The sequence below is a fragment of the Streptomyces sp. NPDC099050 genome, from assembly GCF_044759865.1.
Lineage (GTDB): Bacteria > Actinomycetota > Actinomycetes > Streptomycetales > Streptomycetaceae > Streptomyces.
Genome location: NZ_JBIWAE010000003.1, coordinates 448636 through 460800, shown reverse-complemented (window position 1 = coordinate 460800; position 12165 = coordinate 448636). Strand labels below are relative to the sequence as shown.

Here is a 12165-nt window from a genome sequence, read left to right as displayed (position 1 = left end):
CGACGAGGCCGTTCCGCGGGGTGCTCCGGGAGACTCTCCGGGGAATCTCCGGGGAGTGTCACACGTTGGACGTGACAGTGTTATGTCACGCGCGGGAGTAGCTTTGGCCTTGGCTCCGCTTCGCCTGACGCGGACGCATTCGAAAACGACGTAAGGAACCAATGACCTCCTCTTCTTCCCCTTCCCAGGACGCGCGGGACGACGCACAGGACGCGCCGGATCCGCAGAGCTTCACCGAGAGCCTTCGGGCCGACGCCCTGATGGAAGAGGACGTCGCCTGGAGCCACGAGGTCGACGGAGACCGGGACGGCGCCCAGTACGAGCGCGCCGAGCGCGCGGCCCTGCGCCGCGTGGCCGGCCTCTCCACCGAACTCGAAGACGTCACCGAGGTCGAGTACCGACAGCTCCGCCTGGAGCGGGTCGTGCTCGTCGGCGTGTGGACCTCCGGCACGGTGCAGGACGCCGACAACTCCCTCGCGGAGCTCGCCGCCCTCGCCGAGACGGCGGGCGCGCTCGTACTCGACGGCGTCATCCAGCGCCGCGACAAGCCCGACCCGGCCACCTTCATCGGTTCCGGCAAGGCGCGCGAGCTGCGCGACATCGTGATGGAGAGCGGCGCCGACACCGTCGTCTGCGACGGCGAACTCAGCCCCGGCCAGCTCATCGCCCTCGAAGACGTCGTCAAGGTGAAGGTGGTCGACCGGACCGCGCTCATCCTCGACATCTTCGCCCAGCACGCCAAGTCCCGAGAGGGCAAGGCGCAGGTCGCGCTCGCGCAGATGCAGTACATGCTGCCGCGACTGCGCGGCTGGGGTGCCTCGCTGTCCCGGCAGATGGGTGGTGGCGGCGGTGGCGGCATGGCCACCCGCGGCCCCGGTGAGACGAAGATCGAGACCGACCGGCGCCGGATCCGCGAGAAGATGGCGAAGATGCGCCGGGAGATCGCGGAGATGAAGACCGGCCGCGACATCAAGCGGCAGGAACGGCGCCGCAACAAGGTGCCCTCGGTCGCCATCGCCGGTTACACCAACGCGGGCAAGTCCTCGCTGCTCAACCGCCTCACGGGCGCGGGGGTACTGGTGGAGAACGCACTGTTCGCCACCCTCGACCCCACCGTGCGCCGGGCAGAGACGCCGTCCGGCCGGGTCTACACCCTGGCCGACACGGTCGGCTTCGTCCGGCACCTGCCGCACCACCTCGTCGAGGCGTTCCGCTCCACGATGGAGGAGGTCGGCGACTCCGACCTCATCCTGCACATCGTGGACGGCTCGCACCCGGCGCCGGAGGAGCAGCTGGCGGCGGTCCGCGAGGTCATCCGCGAGGTCGGCGCCGTCAAGGTGCCCGAGATCGTGGTGATCAACAAGGCGGACGCGGCCGACCCGCTGGTGCTCCAGCGCCTGCTGCGGATCGAGAAGCGCTCCATCGCCGTCTCGGCGCGCACGGGTCAGGGCATGGAGGAACTCCTCGCGCTCATCGACGCCGAGCTGCCGCGGCCGGCGATCGAGATCGAGGCCGTGGTGCCCTACACGCGCGGCGGGCTGGTCGCCCGGGCGCACGCCGAGGGCGAGGTGATCTCCGAGGAGCACATCGAGGAGGGCACCCTGCTCAAGGCGCGGGTGCACGCCGAACTGGCGGCGGAGTTCGCTCCGTACGTGCTCGCGAAGCACTGACGCCGACGCGCGGCGGATGAACGACCGAGGGCCCCCGCGGCAGCGGGGGCCCTCAGTCATGTGGTGCGCCGGTGCGGTTACTTGAACTTGCCGCTCACGGCGTCGAAGACGCCCTTCGCCTCCGGACCCAGTCGGGGCCCGGCCAGCCAGCCCGCCTTGGCGGGGCCGATGGAGGTGTTCGACACCAGCGCCGGCTTGCCGTCGCTGCCCGCCGCGACCCAGCCGCCGCCCGAGGAACCGCCGGTCATCGTGCAGCCGATGCGGTACATCGTGGGGTCGGTCGCGTTCAGCGACAGCCGGCCCGGCTTGTCGACGCACTGGAAGGTCTTCTGGCCGTCGAACGGAGCCGCCGCCGGGTAGCCGGTGGCCGTCATCTTCGCGATCTTGGGCGCGGCCGGGGCGTTGAACTCCACCGGAAGCGCCGTACCGACCGTCTCCTCCAGCGACTTGCCGCCACCCTTCTCCGGGGTCACGTGCAGCACCGCGAAGTCGTACGGGGCACCCGCGCCGCCGGTCGGACCGCCGGTCGCGATCCACTGGTCGGAGGTCTGCGCCCAGTCGCTCCACCACACGCCGTACGGGGCCACTTCCTCGCGGGGCGCGCCCTTGAGCGCGGCCGCGGACTTGCCCTTGTTGTTGTACGACGGGACGAAGGCGATGTTGCGGTACCAGCCGCCGGACTTGCCCGCGTGCACGCAGTGGCCGGCCGTCCAGACCATGTTGGACTTGCCGGGGTGCGCGGGGTCCTTGACCACGGTCGCCGAGCAGACCATCGAGCCCTCGGGGCCGTCGAAGAAGACCTTGCCGGAGGCGGGGACGCTCTGGTGGTAGGGCGCGGCCGCGGCCTTTGCCCGCACCGGAGCCGGGGTCGGGTCGGTGACGCCCTGGTCCTTGCCCGCATCGGGCTCGACGGCGGGCGGCTGCGGAGTCTTGGCGGCGTCGCGCATCCGGTCCGGGTCCCAGAGGTCCTCGATGATCGGGTTGACGTAGTCGCCCGCCTCGCGGAGCCAGTCCTCCTTCTTCCAGTTCTTCCACTCACCCCCCTTCCACTTCTCCAGGTCGATGCCGTGCTCCTTGAGCTTGTCCTTCAGCCCGTCGGGGATCTGTACCCCGTCGAGGCTGGTGGGCAGGCTCACCGCCGTGGTCGGCTTCGCGTCGGTCTCACCGTCGCCGGGCCCGCACGCCGCGGCGGTCAGCGCGAGCGCGGCCGAGCACAGGATCGCGGTGACCGGTCGGATCGGTCGCATGTCGTGAGTCCCCCTGGTGGTTCGGTGGTTCGGGTTGGTGCCTGGGTTGACGGGCGCCTGGGTTGCAGCACCCCACTATGCCGCTGCCGTGGGGGACGGCACAGCCCGGGGCGCCGGTTCCGCCGGGGCGGACGGGGATCTCGGGCCGGACGGGGATTTCGGAGCGGGGATCATGCCGGGCCGGGCCGGGGGTGATGCCGGGCCGGCGCGGGGATCATCCCGGGCCGGGCAAGGATCTTGGGCCCACCCGTGATCCGTCGACGCCACCGTCGTTGGTACGTACGGGGGACGGGGGAGCAGCGTGGGTGTTCGAGGCGCACCCCGGAAGAGCAACCGTGCGGGAGGAGCGACACTCGTGCCTTTGACGGCTTGGACGGGCGAGCAGGCCGAGCGGGCCGCGGCCGGGGCGCAGGTCCCGCCGCAGGCGGGCCGGCCCACGGAGACACGGCACTTCGCGGGACAGGGGCCGGCTCCGAGCCCGGGGCCGGACGGGGTTTCGGGGGAGGGGATCCTGCGCAGACAGGCACAACGGGAGTCCGCGGCACGGACGTACGCGCGCTCCCTGCCCATCGTGCCCGTGCGCGCGCGGGGGTTGACCATCGAGGGGGCGGACGGACGCCGCTACCTCGACTGCCTCTCCGGCGCCGGAACCCTCGCCCTCGGCCACAACCACCCGGTGGTGCTCGAAGCCATCCGCGGGGTCCTCGACTCGGGGGCCCCGCTGCACGTTCTGGACCTGGCGACTCCGGTCAAGGACGCCTTCACCACCGAGCTGTTCGCCAACCTGCCCGCGGAGCTGGCCGCCGATGCCCGCATCCAGTTCTGCGGACCGGCCGGGACGGACGCGGTGGAGGCCGCGCTCACCCTCGTCCGCACCGCGACCGGCCGGTCGGGGCTGCTCGCCTTCACCGGCGCCTACCACGGCATGACCGCGGGGTCGCTGGCCGCTTCCGGCGGAGCCCCGGACGTACGGGTGACCCGGCTGCCGTATCCGCAGGACCACCGCTGCCCGTTCGGAGTCGGCGGGGCCGAGGGGGCGGAACTGTCGGCCCGTTGGACACGGAGCCTGCTGGACGACCCCAAGAGCGGGGTGCCCGAACCCGCCGGGATGATCGTCGAACCCGTCCAGGGAGAGGGCGGAGTCCACCCCGCCCCCGACGCCTGGCTGCGCAGGATGCGGGAGATCACGGCGGAGCGGGGGATCCCGCTGATCGCCGACGAGGTCCAGACGGGGGTCGGGCGCACCGGGGCCTTCTGGGGGGTCGACCACGCGGGGGTCGTCCCCGACGTGATGGTGCTCTCCAAGGCCATCGGGGGCAGCCTGCCGCTCGCGGTGATCGTGTACCGCGCGGAGCTGGACCAGTGGGCCCCCGGCGCCCACGCGGGCACCTTCCGCGGCAACCAGCTCGCCATGGCGGCGGGCACCGCGACCCTGGCCTACGTCCGTGAGAACGGCCTCGCGGAGCGCGCGCGGACCCTGGGCGCGCACATGCTCGCCGCGCTGCGCGGCCTGATGCCGGCGCATCCGTGCGTGGCGGACGTACGGGGCCGCGGCCTGATGCTCGGCGTCGAACTTGCCGACCCGGACACGGGGGAGCCCGCGCCCGGCCTCGCGGCAGCCGTCCGCCAGGCCTGTCTGGACCGCGGTCTGATCGTGGAACTCGGCGGCCGCCACTCCAGCGTCGTCCGCCTCCTTCCGCCGCTCACCCTGACCGACGAACAGGCCGCGGCCGTCCTCGACCGCCTCGCCGACGCCATCTCCGCCGCCACCCGCCGCTAAGGACCCCCATGCCCGACCCCCTCCACCCCGCGTCCCCCTTCCCGCCCCCCACCCCCCGCCCCCCGACACCCCCAGACCCGGGCCCCACCCAACCGGCACCCACAACACCGGGCGGCACCCTCCCGCAGCCCACCCAACCGGCACCCGCACCCACAACACCGGGCGGCGTCCTCCCGCAGCCCACCCAACCGGCACCCGCGCCCACGGCACCGGGCGGCGTCCTCCACCCGGCCAGCCCTACGGACCCCCCGCCCCCTCCGGCGACACCGCCGTCCGCAGCGATGGGCGCCCCCTCCACCTTGCCCGCTCCCGGGGTGCCACCGGCGCCTGCACCGGCACCAACCCTTCCCTCGGCCGCTTTCACAGGGTCGTCGGCGGCCAGTCCGGCGGCACCGCCGTCCACGGTGATGGGCACCGCGTCCACCTCGGCTGCGCCCAAGGAGTCCCAGGCCCCGTCCATGGTGCCGCCGCTCACCCCCTCGGGCCCCGCTCTCGGAGCGCCCGTGTCCACCCAGCCACCTGCCAACCCCCCGCAACCACCGCAGACTTTGGCTGCTGCCAGCCCAGCTCCGGCGCCCCCGGCTCCGCTCGGGTCTGTACAACCTCAGACCACCGCCACCGCCACCCCGCCCCCGCGGCTCACCATGATGCCGGCCTCCCCGCAACCTCCCACCGAGTCCGACCCGTCGCCGGCGCGCACCATTCCACTACGGTCTCCGCTCGCTCCGGCTGAGCCCGCACCGCTGATGCCGATGTCCGCCGAGTCACCCCCGTCGCGGGACTCTCCACCGGCGTCCGTCCCCGCTCTGAAGGGTTCTGCTGATCGGCTGGGTTCGCCGCTCCACCCGACTGCATCTGCGTCGTCACTCGCATCGGGGCCTGATGACGCACCACGGTCCCTGTCCGCTCCGGCTGAATCAGCTCCTTCGTGGCTGGCGCCGGGCGATCCGCTGCTGTCGCCCGCTTCCTCGCCCACCCACGCCCCTTCGCCATCGGTGCCCGCTGATCGACTGGGTTCGCGGCTCGCGCAGGCTGCTTCCGTGTCGCCTGCCACGGCACCGGCCGCAGTGCCACGCTCCCTGCCCGCTTCGGCTGAGTCCCTTTCTCCCTCGCCGGTGCCGTCTTCGCCCGCCACCGGACTACCGCTGTCGGCGCATGCCGATCCGCCACGGTCCCCATTGGCCCCGACGGCGGCGCTGCCGACGCCTGCCGCTCCATCGGCGATGTCGGTACCGGCTGTGGCTACGCCACCTGGTGGAGAGGTCGGTCCGGTCCCCTCTCCGGACACCCCGGGCTCCCCCTCTGCTCTCGGGTACGGGCACACGCCCTCGACGCTCCTCCCCGACTGCTCCTCACCGGGGCCTGCGCTGGACGAGCCCGGGATCCCCTCGCCTCATCCCGCCATCCCCCTCATGGTCGGGGCGCCCCCGGCGGCCGTGGAGGGTTCGGCTGCTGCGGCCGGACACCGGCCCTCGCGGCTTCCGAACACAGGCGTCCCACAGTCGCCGCCCGACCCCGGGGCCCGGCCCGTTGCCGAGAGAGCGCCTACGCCATCCCCCGTCAGCCCAGCCGGGGCCAAGCCGCCGTCGCCCCCGACCACCGAATCCGCACCCACTCCGACGCCCGCCCCGACCTCGGGAGCCGCGCCCATGCCGCTGTCGCCCTCAGCTTCCGCAGCCGCGCCCGCGCCCGCGCCGACGGCGGACCCGGCCCCAGGTGTCGGGCCCCTGACGCTGTCGTCCCCGACCTCCGAAGCCGCGCCTATGATGCCGTCGCTCCTGGCCTCGGGGGCCGCGCCTATGCCGCTCTCGGCTCCGGCCTTGGGAGAGGCGCCCATGTTGTCGTCAGCCGCAGCTTGGGGAGCTGCGCGCACGCCGCTTTCAGCCCCGGCCTCGGGGGACGGAACCGTGTCGCCGTCGGCCCCGGAGCCGGGTGCCGGGTTGGCGCCGTCACTGGACGGTGGGCCCTCGCCGTCCCTGGCGGCGTCCGACGGGTACCCGCCGAGCTGGTCGGCGATGCCCGTCGGTACCGAGCCCGCGGCTCCCGGTCCGCTCACGGCCCCGCCCGCCCCGACCGTCCCGGTCAGCGTTATCTCCTCCGAAACGGCTGTTTCGGCATGGCCCACCCTCTCTCCTTCCTCGGCTGGCCGGCCGACTCCGTCGCCTTCGGGTGCCACAGCCGGACCTGAGTCGCCGGCTTCTCCCACAGCACCAGGCAGCGAGAGCCCACTCGCCGCCCCCGCATGGCAGCCGCCACCCGCAGCGGCGGAACGTTCTGCCCGGCCCGCTGCCGAGTCGCCCGTGCTCGGCGGGGCGACATCTCCCCCCACGGCGTGGCCGCCGCTGCTGGCCCCGGAGGGTGGTTCCCCCCGGCCCGCCGCCGGTGCGGCCGTGCCGGGCGGGTCGACGCCTGCCCCCACCGCGTGGCCGCCGCTGCTTGCTCCAGCGGCCCGCCCCCATCAGGTCCCGGCTGATGCGCCCGTCCCCACCGCGTGGCCGCCGTTGGCCGGTGCCTTGGCGCGCCCCGGGACAGCGGCTCTCGGTGACGCTTTGGGCAGTGCGTCCTCGACCGAGGCTTCGCGGTCGGTCCCAGGTGTGGCAGACCCGGCGGAGGGCCGGGCTGCCCAGGGCTCCGCGGACGCGTCGGCGGGCTCCCGCGGGGCGGAGACTCGGGGAGCCGTGTCCGGCCCCGGCTCGTCGGCCGACCCGGCGCCGCCCGGCGGGGGACGTTCGGACGAGCCGTCCTCGGGAGGACAGAGCAAGGCCGCGCCTGAGGGGTCTCCCGTGGCGGCGCCTTCGGCGTCGGGTTCCACCGGCACGCCCACCGCCGCCGCGGACCCGCTGTCCTCGCGACAGAGCGCAGCCGGACCGGGGGAGCGGGCCGCGGCGTCGGCGTCGCCGGGCGACGGTTTCGCCGGTCCTGCCGGTACCGTCCCGGGCATGCCTGCCGCGGGCATGCCCTGGCCGTCGGCCGAGCCGCAGCAACCGGCCGCTGTGCCACGGCAGAAGGACGGCTCCGTCCGCCCCCGCGCGGGAGCGGCCGACCCGTTGGACCACCCCGACCCCAGGGTCGCCGCCGAGGCCGCCTCGGTGGAGAACCTGCTGCGCTGCTGGGTCCGCGAGACCGGACTCGAACAGCCCGTCGGTCCCGTCCTGCGCATCCCCCTCCCCGCGTCGGGCACTGCCCTGCTCGTCGCGGTCCGCTACTGGTCCGCAGCCGGCTGGCACCGCTTCGGCCCGGCCCGCATCGAAGGCGTTCCGGCCGACGCCCCCGCCGTGGACGCGGTCACCCTCGCCGCGCTGATCTCCCGCGAAGGTGAAGGAGCCCACGGGAACGGAGCCCACGGGAACGGACCGCACGCACACGATGACGGCTCCGCACACAGCGCCCCGGGCGCCCCCGGTGGCGCCGACCTCGTCGGACGGGTCGCCGACTCGGTGCGCCGGACCGCCGACTTCATCACCGACCGCCGCCAGCGCCCGGCCGCACCCGTGCCCGTAGCCGGGGACCGGTTCCTCACCGCCGAACAGTCCCTGCTCCTCGGCCACCCGCTGCACCCGACCCCGAAGAGCCGTGAAGGGCTCTCGGAAGCCGAAGTCCGCCGCTACTCACCCGAACTGCACGGCTCCTTCCCCCTGCACTGGGTGGCGGTCGCACCCGCCGCCCTCGCCACCGACTCCGCCTGGACCGAACGCGGTCGCCCGGTCTCCGCCGCCCGGCTCCTGGGCCGCCTCGCCCCAGGTCTCCCGGTGCCCGACGGCGCCGCCCCCCTCCCCCTTCACCCCTGGCAGGCCCGCGACCTGCTCCAACGCCCCGCGGCAGCCGCCCTCCGCGACGCGGGACTCCTGCACGACGTGGGCCCGTACGGGGCCCCCTGGTATCCGACCTCCTCCATCCGCACCGTCCACCAGCCCGGTGCCCCCGCGATGCTCAAGCTCTCCCTGGGCCTGCGCATCACCAACTCCCGTCGCGAGAACCTCCGCAAGGAACTGCACCGCGGCATCGAGGTGCACCGGCTGCTCCGCACCGGACTGGCAGAGCGGTGGCAGGCCGCCCACCCCGGCTTCGACATCGTCCGCGATCCCGCATGGGTCGCCGCCGACGCCCCGGACGGCACTCCCGTCCCCGGACTCGACGTCCTGCTCCGCCACAACCCCTTCCGACCGGGCGACGACGCCCTCTGCATCGCCGCGCTCACCGCACCCCGCCCGTGGCCCGGGCGGACCACGATGAGTTCCCGGCTCGCCGAGACCGTCTCGCGCCTCGCCACCAGCACCGGGCGGACAACCTCCGCCGTCGCCGCCGAGTGGTTCCTGCGCTACCTCGAACACGTCGTCCTGCCGGTCCTCGCCTTCGACGCGCTCGCCGGAATCGCCCTCGAAGCGCACCAGCAGAACACGCTGGTCCTCCTCGACCCGGCCGGCTGGCCGGTCGGCGGCCGCTACCGCGACAACCAGGGCTACTACTTCCGCTCCTCCCGCCGCGCGGAACTGGAGCGCAGGCTCCCCGGGATCGGCGCGACGAGCGACACCTTCGTCTCGGACGCCGTCACCGACGAACGCTTCGCCTACTACCTCGGCATCAACAACGTGCTCGGTCTCATCGGGGCCTTCGGGTCCCAGCGGCTCGCCGACGAGCGCATCCTGCTGGCCGCCTTCCGTCGTTTCCTCGGCAAGAACAGAGGCTTCGGCCCGCTCCCCGAGAGGCTGCTCGACTCGCCCACCTTGCGCTGCAAGGCGAATCTGCTCACCCGCCTCGGAGGTCTGGACGAACTCGTCGGCCCCGTCGACACCCAGTCCGTCTACGTCACCATCGCCAACCCCCTTCACGATTGACGCGTCAGCACCGAAACGGAGAAGAGCCCCCGATGCCCTCCACCGACTTCCACACCGGCGTGCTCCTCACCGATGTGCACCGCACGGTCGCGACCGATGTTCACCGCACCATCGCGCCGCGTCTCAGCGCCGAGTCGCTGCCCCAGCTCGCCGAAGCCGATCTGCTCGACTCCCCGGCGGCCTGGGGTGGCGTCACGACACGGTCCGGCGCCTTCCGCCTCGAACCCGTACGGCTCGACCGCGATCTGGGACTGCTCACCCGGTGGATGAACGACCCGGAGGTGGACGCCTATTGGGAACTCGCCGGCTCGGCAGCCGTCACCGCCGCCCACGTCCGGGCGCAGCTGGACGGGGTCAGCCGCGGCATCCCGTGTCTCGGCCTCCTCGACGGCACGCCGATGAGCTACTGGGAGATCTACCGGGCCGACCTCGACCCGCTCTCCGCCCACTACCCGGCGCGGCCCCACGACACGGGTATCCACCTGCTCATCGGAGACGGCACGAACCGGGGCCGCGGTCTGGGCACGGTGCTCCTGCGAGCCGTCGCCGACCTGGTGCTCGACAACCGCCCCCGCTGCATGCGCGTCATCGCCGAACCGGACATCCGCAACACCCCCTCCGTATCAGCCTTCCTGAACTCCGGTTTCCGCTGCCCCGCCGAGATCGAACTGCCCGGTAAAAGAGCCGCCCTGATGATCCGCGAGCGGGCGCTGCGCAATCTCCTCTGAGGCCTCTGGCACCTCTGACGCCTCTGACGCCTCTGAGTACCGCCCCGCAGTCCCGCGGTTCACGTCTACCTCGTCAGTTCCCGCACCCATCACCCCTAAAACCCTGCGTCGCGCAGCAAAATATTTCCGACCCGAGGAGTCCCGTGCAGATCTTTTCCGCAGCCCCCGACTCCCCGGGCCCCCATTTCCCGGACACCGTGCCCCTGTCGCCCCAGCATCCGTGCACGCCGCCCGAACTGAACCGGCTGACCTGGGACTTCGCCGCCCGCCGCCTGCTCGCCAAGATGCTCGGCGAGTTCGCGTACGAGGAGACCATCACCCCGGTCCCCGCCCCGGTCGCCTCAGGTGATGCCTGGACGCTGACCCTCGACGACGGCAGCAGCCTCGGCTTCCGTGCCCGCCGCCGCGCGTACGGCAGCTGGCACGTCACACCCGACACGATCACCCTCACCCCGCCGGCCGCCCCTTCCGGATGCCCCGCCCCCTCCGGTTCACCGACCCCCTCCGGTTCACCGACCCCCTCCGGTTCACCGACCCCCTCCGGGTCACCGACCCCCTCCGGTTCGCCGACCGCCTTCGGGGACCCGTACGCCTTCCTCATCCGCGCGCACCCTCCTCGGCCTCGACGGCGCCACCCTCGGCCACCTGGTCCGCGAGCTCAGTGCCACGCTCGCGGCCGACGCCCGCATCGACCACACCGCGCTCACCGCGGACGTCCTCGCCGACCTCGACTACGCGGCCCTCGAAGGGCACCAGACCGGCCATCCCTGGCTGGTCCTCAACAAGGGGCGGATCGGACTCTCCGCCTCCGACACCGCCGCCTGGGCGCCCGAGGCCCGTACCGCCCAGCGCCTCCCCTGGCTGGCCGCCCACACCTCCCTCGCGCACTACCGCGGCACCGCCGGCCTGGAAGACCCCGCCCGCCTCTACTCCGCCGAGCTCGACCCCGTCACCCGAGCCCTCTTCGACCGGACCCTGCGCGACCGCGGCCTCGACCCGCGCGGGTACCTCTACCTCCCCGTGCACCCCTGGCAGTGGGACGAGGTCCTCCTGCCCCTCTTCGCCCCGGCCCTCGCCGCGGGCACCCTGGTCCCGCTCCCCGCCGACCCCGACCTGCGCCTTCCCCAGCAGTCGATCCGTACCTTCCTCAACCTCACCCGCCCCGACCGCCACAGCGTCAAACTGCCGCTCTCCGTCTTCAACACCATGGTCTGGCGCGGCCTGCCCTCGGACCTGGCCCTCGCGGCGCCCGCCGTCACCGCCTGGATCCACTCGCTGCGCGACGGCGACCCCTTCCTGCGCCAGGAATGCGGAGTGATCCTGCTCGGCGAAGTCGCCTCCGTCACGGTCCGCCACCCCGTCTACGACGCGCTCCCCGAAGTCCCGTACCAGTACAAGGAGCTCCTCGGCGCGATCTGGCGCGAGCCGCTGGCCGGGCACCTCGCCCCGGGCGAGCGGGCCCGTACCCTCTCCTCGCTCCTGCACACCGACCCCCGCGGCCGGTCCTTCACCGCGGAACTCGTCGCCCGGTCCGGGCTGAGCCCCACGGTGTGGCTCCAGCACCTCTTCGCCGCCCTGCTGCCTCCGCTGCTCCGCTTCCTCTACCGCTACGGCACCGTCTTCTCCCCGCACGGCGAGAACACCGTCGTGATCTTCGACGAGCACGACGTCCGGGACACGTTCTGGTCCCTCGTACGGGCGGAGGTCCTGCGTCACCAGGCCCGCTTCCCCGAGCTCAAGGAGCGCTACGAGCTCTTCGACCTCCTCGGTGAACGCATCGTGAGGCTCTGCCTGAACCGGAACCGCCTCTACGAGGACGGCTACCGCGACCGGCCGGACCGCCCGCACGCCGTGCGGTACGGCACCGTGCCGAACCCCCTCCACCGTTCATGAACGCTCGCCGGT

General features: G+C 73.3%; 5 protein-coding genes and 1 pseudogene. 5 read left to right on the top strand and 1 reads right to left on the bottom strand.

Translation table 11 applies throughout. The features are described from left to right. Positions 1–161: 161 nt before the first annotated feature. A complete protein-coding gene (gene hflX / locus ACIQV3_RS07785) occupies positions 162–1670 on the top strand; it encodes a GTPase HflX (RefSeq protein ID WP_403710777.1) in 1509 nt (502 codons plus the stop codon). A 77-nt stretch (positions 1671–1747) separates the two neighbouring features. On the opposite strand, the gene ACIQV3_RS07780 is transcribed toward hflX, so the two are convergent. Further along, positions 1748–2917, bottom strand: a complete 1170-nt coding sequence (locus ACIQV3_RS07780; RefSeq protein WP_403710774.1) for a trypsin-like serine peptidase — start codon at positions 2915–2917, stop codon at positions 1748–1750. Positions 2918–3425: 508 nt separating this feature from the next. On the opposite strand from ACIQV3_RS07780, the gene ACIQV3_RS07775 reads away from it, so the two are divergent. The 4 genes and pseudogenes from ACIQV3_RS07775 (at position 3426) to ACIQV3_RS07760 (ending at position 12153) form a co-directional block, all read left to right on the top strand. Then, positions 3426–4697 carry a diaminobutyrate--2-oxoglutarate transaminase family protein gene (locus tag ACIQV3_RS07775; protein ID WP_403710885.1) on the top strand — a complete coding sequence of 424 codons (1272 nt, stop codon included), beginning with the start codon at positions 3426–3428 and terminating at the stop codon, positions 4695–4697. A 2939-nt stretch (positions 4698–7636) separates the two neighbouring features. Beyond that, complete coding sequence (locus tag ACIQV3_RS07770) at positions 7637–9532, top strand: IucA/IucC family protein (protein ID WP_403710772.1); 1896 nt, start codon at positions 7637–7639, stop codon at positions 9530–9532. A gap of 32 nt (positions 9533–9564) precedes the next feature. Further along, the gene (locus tag ACIQV3_RS07765) at positions 9565–10260 is read left to right on the top strand and encodes a GNAT family N-acetyltransferase (protein ID WP_403710770.1); all 696 of its coding nucleotides are present in this window, start codon (positions 9565–9567) and stop codon (positions 10258–10260) included. Between the two features lie 284 nt (positions 10261–10544). Next, positions 10545–12153, top strand: a pseudogene (locus tag ACIQV3_RS07760) (IucA/IucC family protein). Positions 12154–12165 lie beyond the last annotated feature (12 nt).